Raw genomic sequence first — 26018 nt, 5'->3', positions numbered from 1 at the left:
CTCCTACCTCCCCCACCGCAGGGCGGCGGTCTGAACGGGTGCGTCGTACAGCTCGATCATCTCGTCGTCGAGCCGCAGCACGCTGATCGACATGCCCTGCATCTCGAGCGAGGTGGTGAAGTTGCCGACGAGGGTGCGGAGCACGCTGATGCCCTTCTCCTCCAGCACCTGGCCGACACGACGCAGCGCGATGTACAGCTCGATGAGCGGGGTGCCGCCCATCCCGTTCACCAGCACCGCGACCCGGTCGCCCGAGGCGAAGGGGAGGTCGGAGAGGATCGGGTCGAGCATCCGGTCGACGATCACGTCGACGGGCTCCAGCTTGATCCGTTCGCGGCCGGGCTCCCCGTGCAGGCCGATCCCGATCTCGATCTCGTCCTCGGGGAGGTCGAAGCTCGGCACCCCGGCGTGCGGGACGATGCAGGCCGTGAGCGCGACGCCCATCGTGCGGACGTTCGCGTTGACACGCTGGGCGAGCTCGACGACGGCGTCGAGGTCGGCGCCCTGCTCGGCCGCCGCTCCCACGATCTTCTCGACGAAGACCGTGCCGGCGACCCCGCGGCGGCCTGCGGTGTACGTGGAGTCCTGCACCGCGACGTCGTCGTCGATGATGACGGACTTCACCGTGATGCCCTCGGCCTCGGCGAGCTCGGCCGCGGTCTCGAAGTTGAGCACGTCACCGGTGTAGTTCTTCACGATGTGGAGCACGCCCGCGCCGCCGTCGACGGCCTTCGTCGCCTCGACGATCGGGTCGGGAGTGGGCGAGGTGAAGACGGCGCCCGGCACGGCGGCGCTGAGCATGCCGTAGCCGACGAAGCCGCCGTGGAGCGGCTCGTGCCCGCTGCCGCCGCCGCTCACGATCCCGACCTTGCCCTGGACCGGGGCGTCAGCGCGCACGATGAAGTCGGGGTCGCGGTGCACGCGCAGGATGTCGCCGTGCGCGAGCTCGAGGCCGTCGAGAGACTCGGCGACGACGTTCTTCGGATCGTTGATGAGCTTCTTCATTGAAAGTCCCCTTCGACCGGGCGTGCGCCCATGGCGGAAGCCCGGGTCGGGTCATCCGGGATCAATCTACGCCGTCGCGCGAGCGTGACGGAAGAGCCCTTGTGCGCGCCTGTCCGGACAACTTCCGACGCCCGACACGGCCTTCTCGAAACGCTCCCTTAGCGCTTCAGTCTGGGAAGTCTCTGGGTCTATGCTCGCCTCAGCGCCCGTCACGGCGCGATCGCAACGTGTGGTCGAACTGTGAGAAGGAAGGTCATCGTGGACAATCTCGGAATCGACTTCTTGTCGGAGCTGGTGGGCACGGCGATGCTCGTGCTCCTCGGCTGTGGTGTGGTGGCGAACGTCGCCCTGATCCGGACCAAGGGCTTCAACGGCGGGTTCCTCATGGTGAACGTCGCCTGGGGTCTCGCCGTCTTCGCCGGTGTCATCGTCTCCTACGCGTCCGGCGCGCACCTCAACCCCGCAGTGACGCTGGGCCTGGTCGCGAACGGCGCGAAGACGTTCGGATCGGCGGCCACGCAGGTCGACGTCACCTTCCTCTCCGTCATCGCGTACATCGGGGCGCAGATGATCGGTGCGATCATCGGTGCGGTACTGGTGTGGCTGGCCTACAAGCAGCACTTCGACGAGGAGCCCGAGCCGGCGAACAAGCTCGGCGTGTTCTCCACCGGCCCGGCCATCCGCTCCTACGGCTGGAACCTGGTGACCGAGATCATCGGCACCTTCGTGCTCGTGTTCGTCGTCATCGGCTTCGGCGGCGGACGCCAGGGCGACGGCGGCCTCGCCGCACTCGGCGCGCTGCCCGTGCGGCTGCTCGTGATCGGCATCGGCGCGTCCCTCGGTGGACCCACCGGCTACGCCATCAACCCCGCCCGTGACCTCGGACCGCGCATCGTGCACGCCATCCTGCCGATCAAGGGCAAGGGCTCGTCCGACTGGTCCTACTCGTGGGTCCCGGTCGTCGGCCCCATCATCGGCGGCGTCCTCGCCGGCTTCGCCGCGATCCCGCTGCTCCCCATCCTCACCTGATCCGGGGCACGCCCCACCTGGCTTCGTCCAGCTTTCCGTCGTGATCTCGCCGATCCGCGACGGAAAGCTGGACGAAGCCGCTTAAGCGGCCCGTGCGGCCCGTGCGACGAGGGCGGCGCTCAGGCGCGCGAGGCGGCGACCCACTCCGCGAGCTTCGCCGACGCGGCCCCCGAGTCGATCGCCTGCGCGGCGACGGCCATCTTCTCGCCGATGCGGTCGACCATCGTCCGGTCGATCTGCTCCGGATCGGCGGCCAGCTCGAACGCCACCAGCCCCGCGGCCGCGTTCAGCAGCACCATGTCGCGGATGGGCCCGGTCTCGCCCTCGAGGGTCGCCCGCACCACGGCCGCGTTGTGCTCACTGTCGCCGCCCTTCAGATCGTCGATCCGGGCGATGCGGATCCCGAGGTCGCGGGGGTTGAGGTCGTGCTCCTTGACGGATCCGCGCGAGACCTCCCAGATGTGGCTGTGCCCCGTCGTCGTCAGCTCGTCGAGGCCGTCGTCGCCGCGGAACACCAGGGCGGTCGCGCCACGGGTCTGGAACACCCCGACGATGAGCGGCACCCGGTCCAGATGGGCCACACCCACCGCCGAGGCCTCCGTCCGCGCCGGGTTGCACAGCGGGCCGAGGAAGTTGAAGACGGTGGGAACGCCGAGCTCTCCGCGCACGGCGGCCGCGTTCTTGAAGCCCGGGTGGAACTTCGAGGCGAACGCGAACGAGATCCCCGTCTCGACGAGCACCGAGGCCACCCGGTCGGGCTCGAGGTCGAGGTCGACCCCGAGCGCCCGGAGCACGTCGGAGGAGCCGGACTTGGAGCTCGCGGCGCGGTTGCCGTGCTTGAACACGGGGACACCCGCCGCGGCCGCCACGATCGACGCCATCGTCGAGACGTTCACGGTGCCGAACCGGTCACCGCCCGTGCCCACGATGTCCAGGGCCATCGGGTCGATCGAGATGGGCAGCGCGTGGTCGAGGATCGCGTCGCGGAAGCCGACGATCTCGTCGACCGTCTCGCCCTTCGCCCGGAGCGCGACCAGGAACCCGGCGAGCTGCGCCTCGGTGACGTCGCCCTCCATCACGGCGTCCATCGCCCACGTCGCCTCGGAGATGGAGAGGTCCTCTCCGGCGAGCAGTCGGGCGATGGTCTCGGGCCAGGTGAACGAGTGCGCCATGCAGCGATCCTATTGGGGACTCCCAGACACGCCGGGACGGTCCGCGGATACAGCGCGGAGGTACGCCCATTGCGAAAACCAGCTGTGAATATCGGACATAATGGATCTGTGACGAGCAGCTCTATGACCAGAACTCCGGGAGTCCCGCTGGTGCAGCGGCCCAACACCGTGGCGGTCGGAACGATCGTGTGGTTGGGCAGCGAGGTCATGTTCTTCGCCGGCCTGTTCGCCATCTACTTCACGCTGCGGTCGACGAACCCGCAGGCGTGGGGCGAGATGGCCAACACCCTGAACGTGCCGTTCGCGCTCGTGAACACGATCATCCTGGTGATCAGCTCGTTCTGGTGCCAGTTCGCCGTCTTCGCCGCCGAGCGCGGCCAGGTCAAGCGCACCAGCTGGAAGCCCTGGAACTGGGGCCTCACCGAGTGGCTGTTCCTCACCTACGTCTTCGGCGCGATCTTCGTCTGCGGCCAGGTGCTCGAGTACGCCACGCTGGTCAGCGAGGGCATCACCATCGACGGCAACGCCTACGGCTCGGCCTTCTACCTCACCACCGGCTTCCACGCCCTGCACGTCACGGGCGGTCTGCTCGCGATGCTCCTCATGCTCGGCAGCGTCTTCGCCGTGAAGAACTTCGGCCACAAGGAGGCCACCCGCATCATCGTCGTGTCCTACTACTGGCACTTCGTCGACGTCGTGTGGATCGGCCTCTTCCTGGTCATCTACGTCTTGAAATAGCGCGTCGGCTCCACCCACCGCGCACCCGAACGCAGTCCAGAGAGAGTAGAGAGAATGGCTCGCACGAGCAGGAAAGCCGGCAGACGCCACCCCCTGGCGACGGTCGTGCTGATCGCGATCGGACTCGTCGTCACCGGAGGCGGGTACGCGCTGTTCAGCAACACCTCCAGCGCCTCGGCCGACACGAGCTCGACGAGCCAGGAGACCATCGACGAGGGCCAGAAGCTCTTCGCCGCCAACTGCGCCACCTGCCACGGCCTCTCGCTCGAGGGCACCGACAACGGTCCCGCCCTGCTCGGCGTCGGCTCCGCCGCCGTCGACTTCCAGGTGGGCACCGGCCGCATGCCGATGGCCATGCAGGGTCCCCAGGCCATGGAGAAGCCGGTCCAGTTCACCGACGACCAGATCGCCGCGCTCGCCGCCTACGTCTCCTCGCTCTCCCCCGGACCGTCGATCCCCGATGAGAGCCTCCTGCAGGCCGACGGCGACGCCACCCACGGTGGCGAGCTGTTCCGCATCAACTGCGCCATGTGCCACAACGTCGCCGGCGCGGGCGGTGCGCTCACCGAGGGCAAGTTCGCCCCCGAGCTCACCGGCGTCCTGCCGCAGCACATCTACGAGGCCATGCTCACCGGCCCGCAGAACATGCCCGTCTTCAACGACAACAACATCTCGCCGGAAGACAAGCGCGACATCATCACCTACCTGAAGTACATCCAGAACAACCCCTCGCCCGGCGGCTTCGAGCTCGGGAACCTGGGCCCGGTCGCCGAGGGTCTGTTCATCTGGATCTTCGGTCTGGCCGCCGTCATCGGCATCATGGTCTGGCTCACGGCGAAGTCCAACTGAGACCGCATCCGTGGACAACGACACAGCAATCTTCGAAGGGGTAGGCAATGGCACATGACGAGCTGAGCGAAGTGGACTCCACTTCGGGATCGTCTGCCGTCGACACGAGGGACCGCGCGTCCGCAGGGACCGCCGTCGCAGGCTCCGACTTCCAGAACCCGGGCGAGCCGCCGCACCGCCTCCGCGTCACCGACACCGATCCGAAGGCCAACAAGCGCGCGCAGCGCCAGGTCTACACGATGTTCTACCTGTCGATCGCGGGCAGCATCTTCGCGATCGCGGCGTACATGGCGTTCCCGATCGAGGACGGCAGCACCGAGGCGCTCCGCCTCAACACGCTGTTCATCGGCCTCGGCTCCGCGCTGGCGCTGTTCGGCATTGGGCTCGCCGCCGTCCACTGGGGCAAGGCCCTGATGGCCGACAAGGAGGGCATCGACATCCGCCACCCCGTCCAGGGTTCGGCGGAGACGCGCGAGCGCGCGGTCGAGATCTTCAAGGAGGCCGACGAGGAGTCCGGGTTCGGCCGTCGCACTCTCATCCGCAACAGCCTCATCGGTGCGCTGCTCGCGTTCCCGCTGCCGGGCATCGTGCTCTTCCGCGGACTGGCGCCGCAGAACGAGAACCCGGTCGAGCTGCTGAGCCACACGATGTGGAAGAAGGGCACCCGCCTCACGCTCGACCCCACCGGTGCGCCGGTGAAGGCGTCGGATGTGACCATCGGCTCGGTGTTCCACATCATCCCCGAGGGCCTCAACGAGGAGCACGACCGTCTCGAGCAGAAGGCCAAGGCCGCCGTCCTGCTCATGCGTCTCAACCCCGCAGACCTCAACATCAGCCCCGGACGCGAGAACTGGTCCTACCAGGGCATCGTGGCCTACTCGAAGATCTGCACGCACGTCGGCTGCCCTGTGGCGCTGTACGAGCAGCAGACGCACCACCTCCTCTGCCCGTGCCACCAGTCCACGTTCGACGTGAAGAACGAGGCTGCGGTCATCTTCGGGCCCGCGAAGCGCCCCCTCCCCCAGCTGCCGATCGAGGTCGACGCTGAGGGATACCTCGTGGCGCAGAGCGATTTCCACGAGCCCGTCGGACCTAGCTTCTGGGAGCGTTCATGACCAGCACCATCGAGAGGCCCTCGAGCACGGGCGACGCACCTGCGGCGCCCGGTTCCTCGATCCGCCCTCCCGCGAAGCCCGGCGGGTTCGTCGGCGCAGCAGCCAACTACCTCGACGAGCGGACCACCATCTCGGCGGTCGTCAAGGAGTTCGGGCGCAAGATCTTCCCCGATCACTGGTCGTTCATGCTCGGCGAGGTCGCGCTCTACAGCTTCGTGGTGATCGTGCTCTCCGGCACGTTCCTGACGTTCTTCTTCCAGGCCTCGATGGCCGAGGTCGTCTACAACGGACCCTTCGTGCCGCTCAAGGGCATGGAGATGTCCTCCGCCATGGACTCGGCCCTGCACATCTCGTTCGAGGTGCGCGGCGGTCTGCTCGTGCGTCAGATCCACCACTGGGCGGCTCTGCTGTTCATCGCGGCCATCGGCCTGCACATGCTGCGCGTGTTCTTCACGGGTGCGTTCCGCAAGCCGCGTGAGCTCAACTGGATGATCGGCTTCGTGCTGTTCGTGCTGGCGATGGCCGAGGGCTTCACCGGCTACTCGCTGCCCGACGACCTGCTCTCCGGAAACGGTCTCCGCATCATCGACGGTCTGATCAAGGGTCTGCCGTTCGTCGGCACCTGGATCTCGTTCCTGCTGTTCGGCGGCGAGTTCCCGGGCACCGCGATCGTCGGCCGCCTCTACACGCTGCACATCCTGCTGCTCCCGGCCATCCTGGTCGCGATGCTGGCGCTGCACCTCGTGTTCGTCGTCGTGCACAAGCACACGCAGTACGCGGGGCCGGGCAAGACCGAGAAGAACGTGGTCGGATACCCGATCCTCCCCGTGTACGCGGCGAAGGCCGGTGGGTTCTTCTTCCTGGTCTTCGGCGTCATCGTGCTCATCGCGTCGCTGTTCACGATCAACCCGATCTGGAACTACGGACCGTACGACCCGTCCCCGGTGTCGGCGGGTACGCAGCCCGACTGGTACATCGGCTTCGCGGACGGCGCTCTGCGTCTGATCCCGCCGGGCCTGGAGTTCGTGTGGCTCGACCACACCTGGTCGTTCAACATCATCATCCCGGTGATCGCGCTCGTCCTGCTCCTCGCTCTGGTCGCCATCTACCCGTTCGTCGAGGGCTGGGTCGCGGGCGACAAGCGCGAGCACCACATCCTCGACCGTCCGCGGAACGCTCCGACCCGTACCGCCATCGGCGCGGCCGGCGTGACCTTCTACGCGGCACTGTGGGGCGCGGCCTCGTCCGACCTCATCGCCACGCACTTCCAGCTGTCGATCGAGGGCGTCATCCACGTCTGCCAGGCGTGGGCGGTGCTCGGACCGTTCGTCGCGTACTTCATCACGAAGCGCGTCTGCCTCGCGCTGCAGAAGAAGGACCGCGAGATCGTGCTGCATGGCTTCGAGTCGGGCCGCATCGTCCGCCTCCCGGGCGGCGAGTACATCGAGGTCCACGAGCAGCTCGACGAGTACGAGCGCTGGCGCCTCACCGACTACGAGGTGTACCAGCCGCTCATGCTGCGTCCGAACGCCCAGGGCAAGATCACGGGCGCCCAGCGCTTCCGCGCCGGCATGTCCCGCTGGTTCTTCGAGGACCGCATCGCCCCCGTCACGAGCAAGGAGCTCGAGTCCGGCCACGGCGACTCGCACGGCACCCACTAGCGTCCCGCCCGTCCGTCCCGCCAGAGGGGCCCCGCAGCACCGCTGCGGGGCCCCTCTGCTTGTACGTGTGGCACTCCGTCTGTCGTCCCGCGCCGAGCGCACGCAGAGGCCGGCCCAGGTCCGCACGCGACGACGCATCCGCACCTCCGCAGAGCTAGCTCCGGACTTTCGCCCTCCCCCCGAGCCAACTCCGGAAATCCGGCGGCGTGTCACCCCAAATCTCCGGAGTTACCTCCAGCCCGGACGACGGCGGCATGAACCAGCCGCGCAACGCCCCCGCAATGCCCGTCGCGCGCGCCTCGACACAGCCGCGCTTCCGCTACGCCAACTCCGGACTTTCGCCCTCCCCCGAGCCAACTCCGGACTCCTGACGGCGTGTCGCCCCGAACATCCAGAGTTGCCTCGCCGAGCAGACTAGGACGGCGCGCAACACCGGCTCAGTCCCCTCCGAGCGTGGCGACCAACCGTACGGAGCCATCTCGCATCCGCAAGCAGCGCGCGGGTCAGCCTCGGCGGTGACCATCCACGCAGGCCCGACCACGACCCCCAGAGGCGTCGCGTAGCGACGTAGCAGCCAGACGCACACACGCGCCCCACCCACCCGCACACCGGGCACGCCCGCAGCGACCTCCGTATTCAGGACGCATGTGCTCATCCGGCCCTTTTCAGGACGAAGCGTCCTGAAAACAGGCGTAGCTCCTGAATACGGACGCAGGCGCACCGCACCCGCACCGCACGGCACCGCGCCGGACCGACCACGCACGCGCCCGGGGCGACGTCGCGCACACAACGCGAAGGGCCCCCACGCGGAGCGTGAGGGCCCTGAGGCGCGAGCGCGGGGCTCAGCGGGCGAAGTGCCCGCGGTAGTACTCGTACGTCCAGCCGACGATCGCGACGATCAGCACGACGACGCCGATGAAGGCGATCCACACGACGACCGCGAGGCCGAGGACCAGCATGGCGCAGGAGAAGCCGAGCACGAGCGGCCACCAGCTCCACGGGCTGAAGAATCCGACCTCGGGGTCGCCGTCGTCGATGTTCGCGTCGAGGCGGTCCTCCGGCAGCTCGCTGCCCTGCGACCGGTGCACCAGGCGCAGGTAGAACGCCAGGAACGCGGAGAGGATGCCGGTCAGGAAGATCGCGACCGTGCCGACCCACTCGACGGCGCCCGTCTCGAGGACGGACCACGTCGTGTAGACGGCCCCGGCCAGGATCATGAAGACCGTGAGGATCCAGAAGAGGTTGGTGTTGACGCGCATGGCGCTACTTCACCTCGCCTTTCGCGATGTCGTAGGTCGGGGCATCGGGAGCGTCCTTCGCCGGGCCCACACCGACCGGGATTCCGGCTTCGGGGTGGTTGAGGTCGAACGCCGGCGACTCCGAGCGGATGCGCGGGATCGACGTGAAGTTGTGACGCGGCGGCGGGCACGACGTGGCCCACTCGAGCGAGCGGCCGTAGCCCCACGGGTCGTTGACGGTCACCTTGGGTGCGCGTCGCGCGGTGATGTACACGTTCAGGAAGAACGGGATCAGCGACACGGCGAGGATGAACGCACCGATGGTCGAGAGCTGGTTCATCCACGTGAACCCGTCCTCGGGCTGGTAGGTCGCGTAACGACGCGGCATGCCGATGACGCCCAGCCAGTGCTGGATGAGGAACGTCGTGTGGAAGCCGATGAACAGCAGCCAGAAGTGCCAGTGGCCCAGACGCTCGTTGAGCATCTTGCCCGTCCACTTGGGCCACCAGAAGTAGAAGCCCGAGAACATCGCGAACACGACCGTTCCGAACACCACGTAGTGGAAGTGCGCCACCACGAAGTAGGTGTCGGACACGTGGAAGTCGAGCGGCGGCGACGCGAGGATCACGCCGGTCAGACCACCGAAGGTGAACGTGATGAGGAAGCCGATCGCCCAGATCATCGGCGTCTCGAAGGTCACCGAGCCACGCCACATGGTGCCGATCCAGTTGAAGATCTTCACACCCGTCGGCACGGCGATGAGCATCGTCATGAGCGCGAACCACGGCAGCAGCACGGATCCCGTCACGTACATGTGGTGCGCCCACACGGTGACGGAGAGCGCCGCGATCGAGATCGTCGCGTAGATGAGGGTCTTGTATCCGAAGATCGGCTTGCGGCTGAAGACCGGGAAGACCTCGGAGACGATGCCGAAGAACGGCAGCGCGATGATGTACACCTCGGGATGGCCGAAGAACCAGAACAGGTGCTGCCACAGCAGCACACCGCCGTTCGCCGCATCGTAGATGTGCGCCCCGAAGACGCGGTCGGCGCCGAGAGCGAAGAGCGCGGCGGCCAGCACCGGGAACGCCATGAGCACGAGGATCGACGTCACCAGGATGTTCCAGGTGAAGATCGGCATGCGGAACATGGTCATGCCGGGAGCACGCATGGTGATGATCGTGGTGATGAAGTTCACCGCGCCGAGGATCGTGCCGAAGCCGCTGAGGCCCAGGCCGAACACCCAGAGGTTCCCTCCGTCGCCCGGTGTGAACGTCGTCGACGACAGGGGCGCGTAGGCGAACCATCCGAACGAGGCCGCACCCTGCGGGGTGAGGAAGCCGGCGACCGCGATCAGCGATCCGAACGAGAAGAACCAGAAGGCCAGGGCGTTCAGTCGCGGGAACGCGACGTCGGGCGCACCGATCTGCAGCGGCATGATCACGTTGGCGAAGCCCGCGAACAGCGGGGTCGCGAACATGAGCAGCATGATCGTGCCGTGCATGGTGAACAGCTGGTTGTACTGGTCCTTCGTGGCCACCAGCTCGAGCCCGGGCTCGAACAGCTGCGCGCGGATGACCAGCGCCATCACGCCGCCGAGGCAGAAGAACAGGAACGAGGTGATCAGGTACAGGTACCCGATGGTCTTGTGGTCGGTGGTGGTGATCCACCGCACCACGACGCCGCCCTTGCGTTCGCGGCCCGGGCGGGCGCTGACGCCCGCCGGCGATACGGCTACTGTCGCAGTCACTGCTGCCGCTCCTATCCTGCGTTCGAGACCGCAGCGGCCTCGGGGGTCTCTTCCTTCGCCGGCGTACCGATCCCGGGGAGGTTGTCGTTGCGGTTGTACTCCGGCCCGAGGATCCCGGTCTGACCGGCGTCCTTCAGCGACTGGATGTAGTCGTCGTACTCCTGCTGCGAGACGACCTTCACGTTGAAGAGCATCATCGAGTGGTACTCGCCGCAGAGCTCGGCGCACTTGCCCGCGAAGGTGCCCTCACGCTCGGGGGTGACGTACATGTAGTTCGTCTTGCCCGGCAGCATGTCCTTCTTGTAGAGGAAGTCGATCACCCAGAAGGAGTGGATGACGTCGCGCGAGTCGAGCTGGATCTCGATCTTCTTGCCCACGGGCAGGTACAGGGTCGGGATCTCGGACTCGACGAGCGAGCCGTTCGCGTCGTCCGGGTCGGGCTGGCCCTGGATGCCGGGCGAGTAGACGTCCTGGCTGACGTAGTTGAAGTCCCACGCCCACTGCTTGCCGTAGACCTGGATGACCTCATCCGGGTTGTCGTACTTCGCCTCGATCGCGCTCTGGTCCTGGGCGGTGAAGGCGAAGAAGCCGAGCACCAGGATGAGCGGGACGATCGTGTAGAAGATCTCGATCGGCATGTTGTAGCGCAGCTGCGCCGGCAGACCGGTCTGGCCCTTGCGACGGCGGTAGACCACGATCGCCCAGATGGTGAGGCCCCAGGTGACGACACCGACGACCAGCAGCACGATCCACGACGTGACCCAGAGGCCGATCACACGATCGACGTTGTTCGTGGTGCCCGGCTCGGTCGGCAGCCACCCCTGCATCTGCTCCTGCGTACATCCGGCAAGGATGAACGCCATGACCGCTGCAACCGGGATCGCAGCCCATCTGAGACGTCGTTTCGAGCGCACCAGTGACCTTTCGGGAAGCTACACCAGAAGTGTATGTGACCTCCGACAAGCCTACTGGTTCGTCGAAGGGGTCGCAGTCACGGCCACGCGGGTGCTACAGTCCGCGATCGTCCCGGGATCGGCCGAGATCCCCGTCGTTCCGCGGCAGGATGCGAAAAGGCCGCCTCCCGAGGGAGACGGCCTTTCGCCGAAGATAAAGTTCGCTCAGTGGAACGAGTCGCCGCAGGCGCACGAGCCGGTCGCGTTGGGGTTGTCGATCGTGAACCCCTGCTTCTGGATCGTGTCCTCGAAGTCGATGGTCGCGCCGTCGAGGTACGGGACGCTCATCTTGTCGACGATGACCTCGACGCCGTCGAAGTCGACGACGCCGTCGCCGTCGAGCATCCGCTCGTCGAAGTAGAGCTGGTAGATCAGGCCGGAGCAGCCACCGGGCTGGACGGCCACGCGGAGGCGGAGGTCGTCGCGCCCCTCCTGCTCGAGGAGGCTGCGCACCTTGTCGCCGGCGGTCTTGGTCAGCTGCACGGCGTGGGCGGGCGCGGCCACGTCGGTGGTGAGGGTCGTGTCGCTCATCGGGACGTCCTTCCGGTCGAAGCGTAGATGAAGTCTAAACCCGACAACCGGGGCGTCCGCCGGAGAATTCCCGACCCGCGGACGGAGCCCGTCGCGGCGCTCATCCGCGTGCTCCGGACGCGAGTCGGTGCAGCAGCAGCGCCTCGGTGGTGATCGCGCGCTTGAAGACCCCGAGATGGAGCGACTCGTTCGGGCTGTGCGCCCTGGTGTCAGGGTCCTCGACACCCGTGACGAGGATCTGCGCCTGCGGGAACACGCGCACCAGGTCGGCGATGAAGGGGATCGACCCGCCCACGCCCACCTCCTTCGGCGACGCACCCCAGGCATCCGCCATGGCCTGCTCGGCGAGGGCCACCGCCCAGCCCGAGGTGTCGACGAGGAACGGCTGCCCCGTGCTCACCTCGGTGATCTCCGTGTGCGCACCGAACGGCGCGTGCGAGCGGATGTGGGCGGCGAGCGCCTCGTAGGCGTCCTGGGCGTCCTGGCCCGGGGCGACGCGGCAGCTCACGCGCAGGGAGACCGACGGGAGGAGCGTGTTGGAGGCGTTCACCACATCCGGGGCGTCGATGCCCGTGACGGTGAGCGCGGGCTTCGCCCACAGCCGTTCGAGCACCGGTCCGGTGCCGACGGAGCCGACACCCTCGAGCAGTGCGGCGTCGGCGGCGAACTGCTCCTCCGTCACCTCGGGCACCTCCATCGGATGCGCCGTCAGCCCGTCGACCGCGACGGCCCCGTCGGCGTCGTAGAGCGAGTCGATGAGGCGAGCCGCGGCGAGCATGGCATCGGGGGCCGCTCCCCCGTACATGCCGGAGTGCGAGGCGTGGCCGAGGGTGGAGACGGTGAGCCGGAAGGTGACGTTGCCACGCAGGCTCACGGTGAGGGACGGTGTGGACGTGTCCCAGTTGTCGGAGTCGGCGACCACGATGACGTCGGCGGCGAGGCGGTCGCGGTTCTCCTCGAGGAACGCGGCGAAGGAGGCCGAGCCGAACTCCTCCTCCCCCTCGATGAAGACCACGACGCCGAGGTCGGATGCGGCTCCCCCGGTCTCGACGAACGCACGCACGGCGGCCACGTGCGCCATGACGCCCGCCTTGTCGTCGGCGGCTCCCCGGCCGTACAGCCGGTCTCCGCGCACGGTGGGCTCGAAGGGCGGGGTGTCCCAGTCCTCGTCGCGGCCGGGCGGCTGCACGTCGTGGTGCGCGTAGAGCAGCACCGTCGGCGCGTCGCCGCGCGCGGGACGGGACGCGAGGACCGCCGGCTGCCCGAGCTCGCCGGACGGAGTCGGGGCGCGGAGCACGTCGACGCTCTCGAAGAAGCCCGTCCCGTCCAGCAGCCCCGCGACGGCGTCGGCGCTGCGCTGCACCTCCGCCGGATCGAAGGCCGACCAGGAGACCGAGGGGATGCGCACCAGTCCGCCGAGGTCGGCGATGCTCTGCGGCAGTGCCGCCTGGACGGCCTCGACGACCGCCTGCTCGCCCTCGGACAGCGCCGCGGGATCCTTCCTGGGAGTGCTCAGTGTCATGCGGGTAATCTTAAGAGACCGCACAGGACGAGGATTCGAAGTGGCTAAGACGAAGACGAGCGTCGACGAGACGATCGAGACCCCGGCAGAGACGCCGGGCGCGGGCAAGGGGCACGCCACCCCGAGCCGCAAGGAGCGCGAGGCCGCCAACAAGCGCCCCCTCGTCCCCGGCGACCGCAAGGAGGCCGCGAAAGAGGCCCGTCGCAAGCAGCAGGAGCTGCGCGACCGGGCCCGCGTCGGCATGGCGAACGGCGAAGAGAAGTACATGCCGGTCCGCGACCGCGGCCCGCAGCGCCGGTTCGTGCGCGACTGGGTCGACGCGCGCTGGAGCCTGGGCGAGTTCCTCATCCCGGTGATGTTCCTCGTGCTGATCGCCACGATCGTGCCGATCCCCGACCTGCAGGCGTACACGATGCTGGCGCTCTACGCGTTCATCGCCATCGTCATCCTCGACTGCCTCTTCCTCGGCTGGCGCGTCATGAAGGCGCTGCGCGAGAAGTTCGGCGCCGGCAACGTGGAGCGCGGCCTGCGCTGGTACGCCACCATGCGGTCGCTCCAGTTCCGCCGCCTGCGCCTGCCGAAGCCGCAGGTCAAGCGCGGCCAGTACCCGAGCTGAACCCGTTCTCGCTGCCTCTCTGACCTTTCGCGGGCCCACTGACCACGCGAAAGGTCAGACAGGCAGCGAAAACGGAGACGGACGGGCGCGCGGACGGCGCGTCAGCGCTCGACGCGGGTGCGGGCGAGACGGGCGAGCCCGACGTTGATCTGCTTCGCCCACAACGGGCCTCGGTAGAGGAACGCCGTATAGCCCTGCACGAGCGTCGCCCCGGCGAGGAGACGCTGCTCGACGTCGTACGCGGTGTCGACGCCACCCACCGAGATCACGCAGAACTCCGGCGGCAGGACCGTGCGGAGGCGCTTCAGCACGGCGAGCGAGCGCTCCGCCAGCGGCGCGCCCGACAGGCCGCCCGCCCCCAGCGCCTCGACGTGCGAGGCCGGGGTCCGCAGACCCTCGCGGGACAGGGTGGTGTTCGTGGCGATGATGCCGTCGAGGCCGAGAGACACGGCGAGCTCCGCGATGCGGTCGAGCTGCTCGTCGGTGAGGTCGGGGGCGATCTTGACGAGCAGGGGCGTGCTCCGCGCCTCCGCCTTGACCGCCTCGAGCAGCGGTGCGAGCAGATCCAGCTCCTGCAATCCGCGCAGGCCCGGCGTGTTCGGCGAGGACACGTTGACCACGAGGTAGTCGGCGATCGGCGCCAGCGCTCGCGCGCTCTGCACGTAGTCGGCGATCGCGTCGTCGACCGAGACCACCCGGCTCTTGCCGATGTTCACGCCGATGACGGCGCGTCCCGCTCCGCTCCGCTTGGTCCGGGCCAGTCGCAGCGCGGCGGCGGCAGCACCCCGGTTGTTGAACCCCATCCGGTTGATGACCGCGCGATCCGCGATGAGCCGGAACAGGCGCGGGCGGTCGTTGCCCGGCTGCGGACGGGCGGTGATCGTCCCGACCTCGACGTGTCCGAAGCCCAGGGCGGCGAGGCCGTCGATGGCCGTCCCATCCTTGTCGAAGCCGGCGGCGACGCCGAACGGCGTGGGGAACGTGAGCCCGAGCGCCTTCACCGACAGGTCGACGTCGGCCGAGGTGAAGCGGTGCACGAGGCGGTCGAGCCGCAGCCGCGGGATGAGGCGGATGACCCGCATCGCGAGGTGGTGCGCATCCTCCGGGTCCATCCTCGACAGGACGGTGCGGAACAGCAGCTCGTACACGGGCGCTACTCGGCGAGCCCGGCCGAACGCTGGGCGCGGTCGGCGTGCTCGGCGCGGAGCAGGGTGATGGCCGCCTCGAAGTCGTCGAGCGTGTCGAAGCCCTGGTACACGCTGGCGAAGCGGAGGTAGGCGACCTCGTCGAGCTCGCGGAGCGGCTGCAGGATCGCCAGCCCGATGTCGTTCGCGTCGATCTGCGCCGCGCCGCTCTGCCGCACGATCTCCTCGACCCGCTGCGCGAGCACGGCCAGGTCGCCGTCGGTGACCGGGCGGCCTTGACAGGCCTTCCGCACGCCGCTGACGATCTTCTCGCGGGAGAACGGCTCGACCACACCGGAGCGCTTGATCACGCCGAGGCTGGCGGTCTCGGTCGTGCTGAACCGGCGGCCGCACTCCGGGCACTGACGGCGTCGGCGGATGGCCTGACCGTCATCGGTGGTGCGGGAGTCGACGACTCGCGAGTCGGGGTGGCGGCAGTAGGGGCAGTACATGGCACCTCCAGGGTATCGGGTGGCGACACCCCCTCGGTCGGGCTCAGCCCTGGGCGAAGCGGACCGCCACGGCGTCGCCGTGAGCGGGGAGGTTCTCGGCGTCGGACAGCGAGCGGATGTCGCGGGCGACCGCCTCGAGCGCCTCGCGTCCGTAGCGCACCACCTGCTGGGGGCGCAGGAACGTGTAGGCGCCGAGGCCCGAGGAGAACCGCGACTGTCCGCCGGTGGGGAGGACGTGGTTCGACCCGGCCAGGTAGTCGCCGAGGCTCACCGGCGAGTAGGCGCCGAGGAAGATCGCGCCGGCGTTGTGGATCGACGCGAGCGTCGCATCCGGGTCGGCGGTCTGGATCTCGAGGTGCTCGGGTCCGTAGGCGTCGCTCACCGCCGCCGCCGTGGCGAGGTCGTCGACGAGGATGATCGCCGACTGAGGGCCGCCGAGGGAGATGCCCACGCGCTCGGCGTGCGTGGTCGAGGCGGCGACCGAGCGGAGCTCGTCGATCACGCGGTCCGCGAGCTCCGCGGAGTCGGTGACCAGCACGGCGGCCGCGAGCTCGTCGTGTTCGGCCTGGCTGACGAGGTCGGCGGCGACGAAGCCGGGGTCGGCGGACCCGTCCGCGATGACGAGGATCTCGGTCGGCCCGGCCTCGGAGTCGATGCCGGCGGTGCCGCGCACCACCCGCTTCGCCGCGGCGACGTAGACGTTGCCGGGGCCGGTGATGACCTGCACGGGCTCCAGCCCGATCTCGGCCACACCGTGGGCGAGCGCGCCGATCGCGCCCGCACCGCCCATGGCGTAGACCTCGTCGATGCCGAGCAGGCCCGCGGCGCCGAGGATGGTCGGGTGCACCTGACCGCCGAAGTCGCGCTGCGGAGGCGACACCAGGGCGATGCTGCCCACACCCGCGGTCTGCGCGGGCACGACGTTCATCACGACGCTCGACGGGTACACGGCCTTGCCCCCGGGGACGTAGAGGCCCACGCGCTCCACGGGCTGCCAGCGCTGCTCGACGACGGCCCCGTCGCCCAGCTCGGTGCGCGCGGGCGGGGGCACCTGCGCGGCGGTCGCACGGCGGACCCGGGCGATCGCCTCGTCGAGCGCGAGACGCACCTGCGGCTCGAGCGCGGCGACGGCGGCGCGGATGTCGTCGGCCGACACACGCACGGATCCGGGCACCACCCCGTCGAACCGCTCGGCCTGCCGCTGCAGGGCGCCGAGGCCACCCGACCGCACCTCCTCGACGAGCTCGGCAGCCGCCGCATGCGCCACCGACACGTCGGTCGCGGCGCGCGGCACGAGCCGGGCGAGATCGCTGCGGGAGGGCGTCTGCCCACGGAGGTCGATGATGCGGATCACGGCATCCAAGCCTAGTCCGCCCACCTGACCCGGCCCTCCGGACACCCATCCAGGGACGACGGGCGGCGTCAGGTGAGGCAGTGGGGGCCGAGGAGCGACTTGAGCTCGCCGAAGAGGTCGGCGGTCACCGACACCGGATAGGGGACCTCGAACACGCGGACGTTGTCGGCCTTCACGAGTTTCAGCCTCACCTCGGTGTCGCCGGCGTGGCGGATGAGGACGTCGCCGAGCGCTTGCACGGTCTCCGTCGTCGCCCGCGCCTCCGACATCGAGATCTGCAGCGGACCGCTCGACCCGCGCTCCCCGAGGTTCGGCTGGAACAGGCTGTAGGCGTGGAGGTTCATGCCGTCGTCGCGCATGCTCACCCGACCGCGCACGACCACGATGGTGTCGGCGGTGAGCGCGGGGCCGAACTCCTGGTAGGCCTTGCCCATGAACATCGCGGTGATCTCGCCCGCGAAGTCCTCGATCTGGATCATGCCGTACTGGTTGCCGCTGTTGCGAGCCACGCGGTGCTGCACGCTCGTGATGAGGCCGGCGACGGTGACCTGGTCTCCGTCCTGGGTGTGCTCGCTCTCGAGCAGGTCAAGGATCGAGGTCGACGCCTGCTTCGCCAGCTCGAGCTCGAGACCCGCGAGCGGATGGTCGGAGACGTAGAGCCCCAGCATCTCGCGCTCGAACGCCAGCTTGTCGCGCTTGGCCCACTCCGGCCGCTCGGGGATGGCGTGCTCGGCCTGCGGCTCGTCCCACAGGTCGGCGAAGTCGAAGCCGACCTGGCCGTTCGCCTCGGCACGCTTCTCCCCCACCGCGGCGTCGATCATGCCCTCGTGCACCTCGATGAGCGCACGCCGCGTGGCGCCGAGGGAGTCGAACGCCCCGGCCTTGATGAGCGATTCCACCGTCCGCTTGTTGAGGGCGGTCAGCGGCAGCTTCTTCAGGAAGTCACCGAACGACTCGAACGCGCCCTTCTGCTCGCGGGCCTCGCGGATGGACGCGACCACGTTCGTCCCGACGTTGCGCACGGCTCCGAGGCCGAAGCGGATGTCGGCCCCGACGGCGGCGAAGAAGCCGATGGAGGAGTTGACGTCGGGCGGGAGGACCTTGATCCCCATCCGACGGCACTCGTTGAGGTACATGGCGAGCTTGTCCTTGGCATCGCCCACGCTGGTGAGGAGGGCGGCCATGTACTCGGCCGGGTAGTGGGCCTTGAGGTACGCCGTCCAGTACGAGAGCACGCCGTAGGCGGCCGAGTGGGCCTTGTTGAAGGCGTAGTCGGAGAAGGGCAGCAGGATGTCCCACAGCATCTTGATCGCCTCTTCGGAGAACCCGTTCGCGATCATCCCGCCGGAGAAGCCCTCGTACTGCTTGTCGAGCTCGGACTTCTTCTTCTTGCCCATCGCGCGGCGGAGGATGTCGGCCTGTCCGAGGGAGAAGCCGGCGACCCGCTGCGCGATCGCCATCACCTGCTCCTGGTAGATGATGAGGCCGTAGCTGGTGTCGAGGATGTCCTTCAGCGGCTCCTCGAGCTCGGGGTGGATCGGCGTGATCTCCTGGAGGCCGTTCTTGCGCAGCGCGTAGTTCGTGTGCGAGTTCGCGCCCATGGGGCCCGGACGGTAGAGGGCGATGACCGCGGAGATGTCCTCGAAGTTGTCGGGCTTCATCAGGCGCAGCAGCGATCGCATGGGCCCGCCGTCGAGCTGGAACACTCCGAGCGTGTCGCCGCGGGAGAGGAGCTCGTAGGCCTTCTCGTCGTCGAGCGAGAGGTCTTCCAGCACCGGTCGGAAGCCGCGGTTCGACTCGATGTTGTCGAGCGCGTCGTCGATGATCGTCAGGTTCCGCAGCCCCAGGAAGTCCATCTTGATCAGGCCGAGGGACTCCGCGGCCGGATAGTCGAACTGGGTGACGATCTGGCCGTCCTGCTCCCGCTTCATGATCGGGATGATGTCGATCAGCGGGTCGCTGGACATGATGACGCCCGCCGCGTGGACGCCCCACTGCCGCTTGAGGTTCTCGATGCCGAGCGCGGTGTCGAAGACCGTCCGCGCCTCCGGGTCGGTCTCGAGGATGGCGCGGACGTCGCCCGCCTCCTTGTAGCGCGGGTGCTCCTTGTCGACGATCCCGGACAGCGGGATGTCCTTGCCCATGATCGCGGGCGGCATCGCCTTGGTCAGCTTCTCCCCCATGCCGAAGGGGAAGCCCAGCACGCGGGACGAGTCCTTCAGCGCCTGCTTGGCCTTGATCGTGCCGTAGGTGACGATCTGGGCGACGCGCTCCTCGCCGTACTTCTCGGTGACGTACTTGATCACCTCACCGCGACGACGCTCGTCGAAGTCGACGTCGAAGTCGGGCATGGAGACGCGGTCGGGGTTGAGGAACCGCTCGAAGATGAGGCCGTGCTGGAGCGGATCGAGATCGGTGATCTTCATGGCATACGCCGCCATGGAGCCGGCGCCGGAGCCACGGCCCGGGCCGACGCGGATGCCGTTGCGCTTGGACCAGTTGATGAAGTCGGCCACCACGAGGAAGTAGCCCGGGAACCCCATCTGGGTGATGACACCCTTCTCGTAGTCCGCCTGCTTGCGGACCGCGTCGGTCACGCCGTCGGGGTAGCGCTCGAGGAGGCCCTTCTCGACCTCCTTGTCGAACCACGACGCCTCGGTCTCGCCCTCGGGGACGGGGAACCGCGGCATGTAGTTGGCGCTGGTGTCGAACTTCACGTCGCAGCGCTCGGCGATGAGGAGGGTGTTGTCGCACGCCTCCGGGTAGTCGCGGAACAGCGAGCGCATCTCGGCCGGGGTCTTCAGGTAGAACTCGTCGGCGTCGAACTTGAAGCGGTTCGGGTCGGAGAGGGTCGACCCGGACTGCACGCAGAGCAGTGCCGCGTGGCTCTTGGCGTCGTGAGCGTGCGTGTAGTGGAGGTCGTTCGTGGCCACGAGCGGGAGGTCGAGCTCCTTGGCCAGCCGGATGAGGTCGGTCATGATCCGGCGCTCGATCTCGAGGCCGTGATCCATGATCTCGCAGAAGAAGTTCTCCTTGCCGAAGATGTCGCGGAACTCCGCCGCGGCCTTCTTCGCCTCCTCGTACTGCCCGAGACGGAGCCTCGTCTGGATCTCGCCGGAGGGGCACCCCGTGGTCGCGATGATCCCCTTGCCGTACTGGGAGAGCAGCTCGCGGTCCATGCGCGGCTTGAAGTAGTAGCCCTCGATCGACGCCAGCGACGACAGGCGGAAGAGGTTGTGCATCCCCTCGGTGCTCGCCGAGAGGAGCGTCATGTGCGTGTACGCGCCGGCGCCGGAGACGTCGTCTCCCCCGCCGTTGCCCCAGCGCACACGCGTCTTGTCGGTCCGGTGCGTGCCCGGTGTGAGGTAGGCCTCGGTGCCGATGATGGGCTTGATGCCGGCCTCGGTCGCCGTCTTCCAGAAGTCGAAGGCGCCGAACATGTTGCCGTGGTCGGTGACGGCGACGGCGGGCATGCCCTGCTCGACGGCGGCCTGGATCAGGGGTTTGACGCGAGCCGCTCCATCGAGCATCGAGTACTCGCTGTGGACGTGCAGATGCACAAAGGAATCGGTCGACGAAGGCACGTGATCTCCGGCTCGTGTTGTCGGTCGCATCAGTCTAAACGCCCCGACGACGGTGTGGTCGGGGCCGCGCCGAAGGCGGCCCCGATGGGCGCTCAGTCGGCCGAGATCACGTCGAGCGCGTGCTGCAGATCGGCCGGATACCCGGTCTCGAACTCGACGTACTCCCGGCTCGCGGGGTGGATGAATCCCAGGCGCTTGGCGTGCAGCCACTGCCTCGAGAGCCCCACCCGCTCGGAGAGCACGGGATCGGCGCCGTACATCGCGTCGCCGACGCACGGGTGGCGCTGAGCCGCCATGTGCACCCGGATCTGGTGGGTGCGCCCGGTCTCGAGGTGCACCTCGAGCAGGGTCGCGGCCCGGAACGCCTCGAGAGTCTCGTAGTGAGTGACCGACGGCTTGCCGTCGGCGACGACGGCGAACTTCCAGTCGGATCGCGGGTGCCGACCGATGGGGGCATCGATGGTGCCCGCCGTCGGATCCGGATGACCCTGCACGAGCGCGTGGTAGACCTTCTCGACCGTCCGGTCGTGGAATGCCCGCTTCAACCAGGTGTAGGCGGTCTCCGACTTGGCGACGACCATCAGTCCGCTGGTGCCCGCATCGAGCCGGTGGACGATGCCCGCACGCTCGGGCGCACCGGACGTGGCGATCCGGTACCCGGCACCGGCGAGGGCGCCGAGGACCGTGGGACCCTCCCAGCCGACCGACGGATGCGCGGCCACGCCGACCGGCTTGTCGATCACGATGATGTCGTCGTCGTCGTACACGACGTCGAGCTCGGGCACCACCACTGGGACGACCCGGGGCTCCTCCCGGGGGCTCCACTCGACCGACAGCCACCCGTCGCGCCGGAGCCGATCGGACTTGCCGACCGTGCGGCCGTCCAGGCTCACGCCACCGGCGTCGGCCACCTCGGCCGCGAACGACCGGGAGAAGCCGAGCAGCTTGGCCAACCCGGCGTCGACGCGCTGACCGTCGAGGCCGTCGGGAACCGGCAGGGTCCGTGACTCCATCAGACCTGCTCGTCGGCGGGCTGCTCCGAGTCCGCTCCCTCGTGCTTGCGCTCGCTCGCCCTGCGGCCGTCGAGACCGACGCCACGGATCGTGAGGATGATGAACAGTCCCATCGCGCAGCAGATCGCCACGTCGGCCAGGTTGAAGATCGCGGGCAGCAGCGGGATGGTGATGAAGTCGACCACGTGTCCGACGCCGAAGCCCGGCTCGCGGAACAGCCGGTCGTAGAGGTTGCCCAGCGTGCCGCCCAGGAGCAGACCGAACACCAGAGCCCAGGCGAACGAGCGGATGCGCCGGGCGAACCAGATGATGAACACCGTCACGGCGGCGGCGAGGATCGAGAAGATCCACGTGTACGCGTTTCCGATCGAGAAGGCGGCACCCGAGTTCTTCACGAAACGAAATTGGATGAGGTCGCCCACCACAGGGACGACCTCACCCAATTCGAGGTTCTGTACGACCAGGTACTTCGCGAGCTGATCGAGCGCCAACGCGCCGAGGGCGACGAGGACGAGGACGATCAGGACCCGGGGACGCCCTTTCGAAGCGTCAGCCTCCAAAGCCGCTGAAGCTGGAGGAGGGCGCCGGGCTCTTGTCGGCGTCCTTCGAGGTGAGCTCGTTGAGCTGCTCCTCGATGTAGGACTTCAGGCCCGAGCGGTAGTCCTTCTCGAACGTGCGCAGCTCGTCGATGCGGTGCTCGACGGCGGCCTTCTCCTGGTTCAGGCGCGCCATCTCGTTGCGCTGCTTGGTCTCGGCCTCGGCGACGATGCGCGCCGCGGTGGCGTGGCCCTCCGCGATGAGCGCGTCGCGCTTCTCAGCACCCTCCTTGACGTGCTCGTCGTGCAGACGGCGCGCGAGCTGGAGGAGGTTGGTGGTGCTGACCGACTCGTCGTCGGCCTCGGCGGCCGGAGCGGCCGGCACGGGCACGGGCGCCGGCACCGGCGCGGGGGTCTCGGCCGCAGCCGCGACGGGAGCAGGAGCGGTCTCAGCGACAGGCGCCTCGGCGGGGGCTCCCTCGCCGGCAGCGGCCAGGCGGGCCTTGAGCTCCTCGTTCTCCTGCGTCAGGCGACGCAGCTCGACGACGACCTCGTCCAGGAAGTCGTCGACCTCGTCCTGGTCGTAGCCCTCACGGAACTTGGTCTGTGAGAATCGCTTGTTGACGACATCTTCCGGAGTCAACGCCATGGTCTTCCACCTTCAGTACTTGACGAACAGGGTGCCTGTCGGAACAGTGATAACGCGTTGCTAACCGTAGCAACATTCACGACAAACGTCTTGTGAACGGCCTGACTGCAGGGCCGTCCTGTTCCTTCAGGATACATGGGCTCCTCGAGGGCCCACGGGTCCTCACACGCCCCGGAGGAACCCCGCGACCGACATCAGGATGATCACGATCAGCATCACGATCGACCAGCCGAAGTCGAGCGCGACCCCGCCGAGCCGAAGCGGCGGGATGATCCGGCGGAAGAACCGGATGGGCGGGTCGGTCACGGTGTAGACCACCTCGGCGACCACGAGCAGCGCACCGCGGGGTCGCCAACCGCGCCGCACCGTCCGCACGAGGTCGAGGACGAATCGTCCCCACATCGTGAAGAAGTACAGCAGGAGGAGGAAGTACGCGACGGTCGCGATGATGGCGACGAGAGAACCCACCTGGTGATTATCTCGTGTCTAGGACGGCACGTCGCGCGAGCAGCAGGATCAGGCCTGCTGCACGAAGAAGGACGACTCGGTGCGAGCCTCCTGGCCGCTGTCGCCGGAGACGGCGACGTGGGCCGGGGACAGCAGGAACACCTTGCTCGTCACACGCTCGATCTTCCCGTAGAGCCCCTGCGAGAGGCCGCCGGCGAAGTCGATGAGCCGGCGCGCATCCGCATCGGTCATCTGCGACAGGTTGATGATCACCGGGATGCCCTCGCGGAAGTTCTCGGCGATGACCTGGGCGTCGCGGTACTGCTTCGGGTGGACGGTGAGGATCTCGTTCATGTCTGCCGGGGCCGCATTCTTCTGGTGAGAGTGGGAGTGCGCGTTCTTGCGGAGGGGGGTCACGGGCGCACGCGTCTGCGCGGGCGCCGCGGTCGGGGCGGCCTGCGCCTGAGGCTGCGGCTGCGGAACGGGAGCGACCGGCGCCGCGGCGGGGGCGGCAGGGGTCTCGTACTCGAGTTCTTCGTCGGCGAGACCCAGGTAGACCATGGTCTTGCGGAGCGGGTTGGCCATGTGAACCTCCGGTTGCGTAAGTCGGCTTGACCGCAAGATTAATCGCGGGTCGGCCGGTTTCCCGTGATTGCCGTCCCGATCCGGAGGTGTGTCGCGCCCGCGGCGATCGCCTCGGGGAAGTCGTGCGTCATGCCCGCCGAGATCTTGGACGCGCGCGGGTCGAGTGTGCGGACGTCGTCCGAGAGGCGCCGGAGACGTTCGAACGCCCGGGCGGGCTCCTCGTCGAGCGGCGCCACGGCCATCACCCCGAGCAGGTCGAGACCGGGGGCCTCGAGCACGGACTCGGCGAGCGGCAGCACGCCCTCGGGACGGACTCCCCCGCGCTCGGGATCGTCGGTCAGGTTCACCTGGACGAAGCAGCCGACGGTCGACTCGTCCGAGGCGAGCGCGGAGACGAGCTCCGCGCGGTCGACGGAGTGGATGACGGACGCGTACTCCCTCACCTGCTTGGCCTTCTTGCGCTGCAGCTGACCGACGAAGTGCCAGGTGATGTCGAGGTCGGCGAGCTCCGCCGCCTTCTCGCGCGCCTCCTGGTGCCTGTTCTCGCCCATGTCGTGGAGCCCGAGCGAGACCAGGTCGCGGATCAGCTCGACCGGGTGGAACTTGGTCACGGCGATGAGCGTGATCTCGACGGGATCGCGCCCGGCGCTGCGACAGGCGTCGTGGATGCGGTCGGCGATGTCGTCGAGCCGCTCCGGGAGTCCGGGGGTCACCGATGCGACCTCGAGGTCACTTCAGGAAGTCGGGGACGTCGAGGTCGGCGTCGTCGTCCTCCGACGCCGGGTCGAGTGCCACCGCGCTGGTGTACCCCAGCTCGGGCGACGCGGACGACCACGGGGCCTTCTCGTCGTTCGCCTGCTCGGTGCGCTGCTCGCGGCGAGGCGAGCTCGACACCGACGACTCGGCTCCGTAGGAGTCGGTCGAGTCGTCGCTGGCCACGAAGCTGCGGCGCCCCTCCACGACGGGCTGCGGCTCGCCCCCGTCGAAGCCCGCGGCGATGACGGTGACGCGCACCTCGTCGCCGAGGGTGTCGTCGATCACCGCACCGAAGATGATGTTCGCCTCGGCGTGCACCGCATCCTGCACGAGCTTCGCCGCGTCGTTGATCTCGAAGATGCCGAGGTTCGATCCGCCCTGGATGGAGAGCAGCACGCCGCGCGCACCGTCGATGCTCGCCTCGAGCAGAGGCGAGGCGACGGCGAGCTCGGCCGCCTTGATGGCACGGTCCGCGCCCCGCGAGGAGCCGATGCCCATGAGGGCGGAGCCGGCGCCCTGCATGACCGACTTGACGTCGGCGAAGTCGAGGTTGATGAGGCCCGGGGTCGTGATGAGGTCGGTGATGCCCTGGACACCGGCGAGGAGCACCTGGTCGGCGGTGGAGAACGCCTCCAGCATGCTGATGCCGCGGTCGCTGATCTCGAGGAGGCGATCGTTCGGCACGACGATGAGCGTGTCGACCTCGTTCTTCAGCGTGGCGACACCCGCCTCGGCCTGGGCCTGGCGGCGCTTGCCCTCGAACCCGAACGGCTTCGTCACGACACCGATCGTGAGCGCGCCGATCGACTTCGCGATGCGCGCGACCACCGGCGCGCCACCCGTGCCGGTGCCGCCGCCCTCCCCCGCGGTCACGAAGACCATGTCGGCGCCGGCCAGCGCCTCCTCGATCTCCTCGGCGTGGTCCTCGGCGGCACGGCGGCCGACCTCGGGGTCGGCGCCGGCGCCCAGGCCGCGCGTGATCTCGCGGCCCACGTCGAGCTTGACGTCGGCGTCGCTCATGAGCAGAGCCTGGGCATCCGTGTTGATGGCGATGAACTCGACGCCCCGGAGGCCGAGCTCGATCATCCGGTTCACCGCATTGACGCCGCCGCCCCCGATGCCGACGACCTTGATCACAGCGAGGTAGTTCTGGTTTGAAGTCACGTCCGGCCTCCGCAGCAAACCTTAAAGTTCAGGTAGAAACTTAAAGTTATTCCGAGTAGATAATTCTTACGGATGACGGTAGGTCACCCGGGACGCAGACGCCCACAACCCGCCC

At 68.4% G+C, this 26018-nt stretch carries 24 protein-coding genes; 6 read left to right on the top strand and 18 right to left on the bottom strand.

Annotation, left to right across the window (positions count from 1 at the left end; genetic code table 11):
• Positions 1–3: 3 nt before the first annotated feature.
• Positions 4–1005, bottom strand: a complete 1002-nt coding sequence (gene dhaK / locus IEX69_RS01125; RefSeq protein WP_085019307.1) for a dihydroxyacetone kinase subunit DhaK — start codon at positions 1003–1005, stop codon at positions 4–6.
• 306 nt (positions 1006–1311) lie between these two features.
• On the opposite strand from dhaK, the gene IEX69_RS01120 reads away from it, so the two are divergent.
• Positions 1312–2034: an MIP/aquaporin family protein gene (locus IEX69_RS01120; RefSeq protein WP_229756399.1), complete on the top strand. Its 723-nt coding sequence runs from the start codon at positions 1312–1314 to the stop codon at positions 2032–2034.
• A gap of 119 nt (positions 2035–2153) precedes the next feature.
• On the opposite strand, the gene trpD is transcribed toward IEX69_RS01120, so the two are convergent.
• Positions 2154–3206 carry an anthranilate phosphoribosyltransferase gene (trpD, locus tag IEX69_RS01115; protein WP_085019306.1) on the bottom strand — a complete coding sequence of 351 codons (1053 nt, stop codon included), beginning with the start codon at positions 3204–3206 and terminating at the stop codon, positions 2154–2156.
• A 123-nt stretch (positions 3207–3329) separates the two neighbouring features.
• Between trpD and ctaE the strand changes: the two genes are divergently transcribed.
• The 4 genes from ctaE to qcrB are packed head-to-tail and all read left to right on the top strand — an operon-like array spanning position 3330 to position 7569.
• Positions 3330–3944, top strand: coding sequence for an aa3-type cytochrome oxidase subunit III (gene ctaE / locus IEX69_RS01110; protein WP_085019305.1), 615 nt, complete (start codon positions 3330–3332; stop codon positions 3942–3944).
• A gap of 54 nt (positions 3945–3998) precedes the next feature.
• The gene (gene qcrC, locus IEX69_RS01105; protein WP_085019304.1) at positions 3999–4793 is read left to right on the top strand and encodes a cytochrome bc1 complex diheme cytochrome c subunit; all 795 of its coding nucleotides are present in this window, start codon (positions 3999–4001) and stop codon (positions 4791–4793) included.
• Positions 4794–4840: 47 nt separating this feature from the next.
• Positions 4841–5908 (top strand): cytochrome bc1 complex Rieske iron-sulfur subunit, encoded by a 1068-nt coding sequence (gene qcrA / locus IEX69_RS01100; RefSeq protein WP_085019303.1) that lies wholly within the window; start codon positions 4841–4843, stop codon positions 5906–5908.
• The gene (qcrB, locus tag IEX69_RS01095) at positions 5905–7569 is read left to right on the top strand and encodes a cytochrome bc1 complex cytochrome b subunit (RefSeq protein WP_085019302.1); all 1665 of its coding nucleotides are present in this window, start codon (positions 5905–5907) and stop codon (positions 7567–7569) included. Before qcrA ends, qcrB begins: the two co-directional genes overlap by 4 nt.
• A gap of 842 nt (positions 7570–8411) precedes the next feature.
• Here the strand turns inward: qcrB and IEX69_RS01090 are convergent.
• The 5 genes from IEX69_RS01090 to IEX69_RS01070 form a co-directional block, all read right to left on the bottom strand.
• Positions 8412–8828, bottom strand: a complete 417-nt coding sequence (locus IEX69_RS01090) for a cytochrome c oxidase subunit 4 (RefSeq protein WP_085019301.1) — start codon at positions 8826–8828, stop codon at positions 8412–8414.
• Between the two features lie 4 nt (positions 8829–8832).
• Entirely contained in the window at positions 8833–10557 is a 1725-nt protein-coding gene (gene ctaD / locus IEX69_RS01085) for an aa3-type cytochrome oxidase subunit I (RefSeq protein ID WP_085019300.1), read from the bottom strand.
• 11 nt (positions 10558–10568) lie between these two features.
• A complete protein-coding gene (ctaC, locus tag IEX69_RS01080; protein ID WP_085019299.1) occupies positions 10569–11471 on the bottom strand; it encodes an aa3-type cytochrome oxidase subunit II in 903 nt (300 codons plus the stop codon).
• 204 nt (positions 11472–11675) lie between these two features.
• Positions 11676–12041: an iron-sulfur cluster insertion protein ErpA gene (gene erpA, locus IEX69_RS01075; protein ID WP_085019298.1), complete on the bottom strand. Its 366-nt coding sequence runs from the start codon at positions 12039–12041 to the stop codon at positions 11676–11678.
• 100 nt (positions 12042–12141) lie between these two features.
• Positions 12142–13563, bottom strand: coding sequence for a dipeptidase (locus IEX69_RS01070; protein WP_085019297.1), 1422 nt, complete (start codon positions 13561–13563; stop codon positions 12142–12144).
• Between the two features lie 40 nt (positions 13564–13603).
• Between IEX69_RS01070 and IEX69_RS01065 the strand changes: the two genes are divergently transcribed.
• Entirely contained in the window at positions 13604–14179 is a 576-nt protein-coding gene (locus tag IEX69_RS01065) for a DUF3043 domain-containing protein (RefSeq protein ID WP_085019296.1), read from the top strand.
• A 101-nt stretch (positions 14180–14280) separates the two neighbouring features.
• Here the strand turns inward: IEX69_RS01065 and IEX69_RS01060 are convergent, their stop codons facing one another.
• The 11 genes from IEX69_RS01060 to ftsZ all read right to left on the bottom strand — a co-directional run bounded on the left by IEX69_RS01060 (position 14281) and on the right by ftsZ (position 25903).
• Positions 14281–15327 (bottom strand): quinone-dependent dihydroorotate dehydrogenase, encoded by a 1047-nt coding sequence (locus tag IEX69_RS01060; protein WP_085019295.1) that lies wholly within the window; start codon positions 15325–15327, stop codon positions 14281–14283.
• Positions 15328–15332: 5 nt separating this feature from the next.
• Positions 15333–15815: a transcriptional regulator NrdR gene (gene nrdR, locus IEX69_RS01055; RefSeq protein WP_085019294.1), complete on the bottom strand. Its 483-nt coding sequence runs from the start codon at positions 15813–15815 to the stop codon at positions 15333–15335.
• Between the two features lie 43 nt (positions 15816–15858).
• Complete coding sequence (gene hisD, locus IEX69_RS01050) at positions 15859–17169, bottom strand: histidinol dehydrogenase (RefSeq protein WP_085019293.1); 1311 nt, start codon at positions 17167–17169, stop codon at positions 15859–15861.
• Between the two features lie 68 nt (positions 17170–17237).
• On the bottom strand, positions 17238–20783 hold the full coding sequence (gene dnaE, locus IEX69_RS01045) for a DNA polymerase III subunit alpha (RefSeq protein WP_085019292.1): 3546 nt from the start codon (positions 20781–20783) through the stop codon (positions 17238–17240).
• A gap of 62 nt (positions 20784–20845) precedes the next feature.
• Positions 20846–21766, bottom strand: a complete 921-nt coding sequence (locus IEX69_RS01040) for an RluA family pseudouridine synthase (RefSeq protein WP_085019291.1) — start codon at positions 21764–21766, stop codon at positions 20846–20848.
• On the bottom strand, positions 21766–22326 hold the full coding sequence (gene lspA / locus IEX69_RS01035; protein WP_229756197.1) for a signal peptidase II: 561 nt from the start codon (positions 22324–22326) through the stop codon (positions 21766–21768). The genes IEX69_RS01040 and lspA overlap by 1 nt, the downstream gene beginning before the upstream one ends.
• Positions 22316–22951 (bottom strand): DivIVA domain-containing protein, encoded by a 636-nt coding sequence (locus IEX69_RS01030; RefSeq protein WP_085019290.1) that lies wholly within the window; start codon positions 22949–22951, stop codon positions 22316–22318. The genes lspA and IEX69_RS01030 overlap by 11 nt, the downstream gene beginning before the upstream one ends.
• Before the next feature lie 162 nt (positions 22952–23113).
• Complete coding sequence (locus tag IEX69_RS01025; protein ID WP_259422958.1) at positions 23114–23419, bottom strand: YggT family protein; 306 nt, start codon at positions 23417–23419, stop codon at positions 23114–23116.
• A gap of 48 nt (positions 23420–23467) precedes the next feature.
• Positions 23468–23983 carry a cell division protein SepF gene (locus IEX69_RS01020; RefSeq protein WP_085019289.1) on the bottom strand — a complete coding sequence of 172 codons (516 nt, stop codon included), beginning with the start codon at positions 23981–23983 and terminating at the stop codon, positions 23468–23470.
• Positions 23984–24021: 38 nt separating this feature from the next.
• Positions 24022–24696, bottom strand: coding sequence for a YggS family pyridoxal phosphate-dependent enzyme (locus tag IEX69_RS01015; protein WP_229756196.1), 675 nt, complete (start codon positions 24694–24696; stop codon positions 24022–24024).
• A 16-nt stretch (positions 24697–24712) separates the two neighbouring features.
• Positions 24713–25903 (bottom strand): cell division protein FtsZ, encoded by a 1191-nt coding sequence (ftsZ, locus tag IEX69_RS01010; protein WP_085019288.1) that lies wholly within the window; start codon positions 25901–25903, stop codon positions 24713–24715.
• Between the last annotated feature and the right edge of the window lie 115 nt (positions 25904–26018).

Source organism: Cnuibacter physcomitrellae (assembly GCF_014640535.1).
GTDB classification, from domain to species: Bacteria; Actinomycetota; Actinomycetes; order Actinomycetales; family Microbacteriaceae; genus Cnuibacter; species Cnuibacter physcomitrellae.
Note: the sequence above shows the minus strand (reverse complement) of the source record. Positions and strands in the feature narration are given on the sequence as shown.

What these genes read in the sequence shown, in the direction of transcription:
- dhaK (WP_085019307.1), bottom strand. Translation starts at nt 1,005, where the DNA reads ATGAAGAAGCTCATCAACGATCCGAAGAACGTCGTCGCCGAGTCTCTC.
- IEX69_RS01120 (WP_229756399.1), top strand. Translation starts at nt 1,312, where the DNA reads ATGCTCGTGCTCCTCGGCTGTGGTGTGGTGGCGAACGTCGCCCTGATC.
- trpD (WP_085019306.1), bottom strand. Translation starts at nt 3,206, where the DNA reads ATGGCGCACTCGTTCACCTGGCCCGAGACCATCGCCCGACTGCTCGCC.
- ctaE (WP_085019305.1), top strand. Translation starts at nt 3,330, where the DNA reads ATGACCAGAACTCCGGGAGTCCCGCTGGTGCAGCGGCCCAACACCGTG.
- qcrC (WP_085019304.1), top strand. Translation starts at nt 3,999, where the DNA reads ATGGCTCGCACGAGCAGGAAAGCCGGCAGACGCCACCCCCTGGCGACG.
- qcrA (WP_085019303.1), top strand. Translation starts at nt 4,841, where the DNA reads ATGGCACATGACGAGCTGAGCGAAGTGGACTCCACTTCGGGATCGTCT.
- qcrB (WP_085019302.1), top strand. Translation starts at nt 5,905, where the DNA reads ATGACCAGCACCATCGAGAGGCCCTCGAGCACGGGCGACGCACCTGCG.
- IEX69_RS01090 (WP_085019301.1), bottom strand. Translation starts at nt 8,828, where the DNA reads ATGCGCGTCAACACCAACCTCTTCTGGATCCTCACGGTCTTCATGATC.
- erpA (WP_085019298.1), bottom strand. Translation starts at nt 12,041, where the DNA reads ATGAGCGACACGACCCTCACCACCGACGTGGCCGCGCCCGCCCACGCC.
- IEX69_RS01070 (WP_085019297.1), bottom strand. Translation starts at nt 13,563, where the DNA reads ATGACACTGAGCACTCCCAGGAAGGATCCCGCGGCGCTGTCCGAGGGC.
- nrdR (WP_085019294.1), bottom strand. Translation starts at nt 15,815, where the DNA reads ATGTACTGCCCCTACTGCCGCCACCCCGACTCGCGAGTCGTCGACTCC.
- dnaE (WP_085019292.1), bottom strand. Translation starts at nt 20,783, where the DNA reads ATGCGACCGACAACACGAGCCGGAGATCACGTGCCTTCGTCGACCGAT.
- IEX69_RS01040 (WP_085019291.1), bottom strand. Translation starts at nt 21,766, where the DNA reads ATGGAGTCACGGACCCTGCCGGTTCCCGACGGCCTCGACGGTCAGCGC.
- IEX69_RS01030 (WP_085019290.1), bottom strand. Translation starts at nt 22,951, where the DNA reads ATGGCGTTGACTCCGGAAGATGTCGTCAACAAGCGATTCTCACAGACC.
- IEX69_RS01020 (WP_085019289.1), bottom strand. Translation starts at nt 23,983, where the DNA reads ATGGCCAACCCGCTCCGCAAGACCATGGTCTACCTGGGTCTCGCCGAC.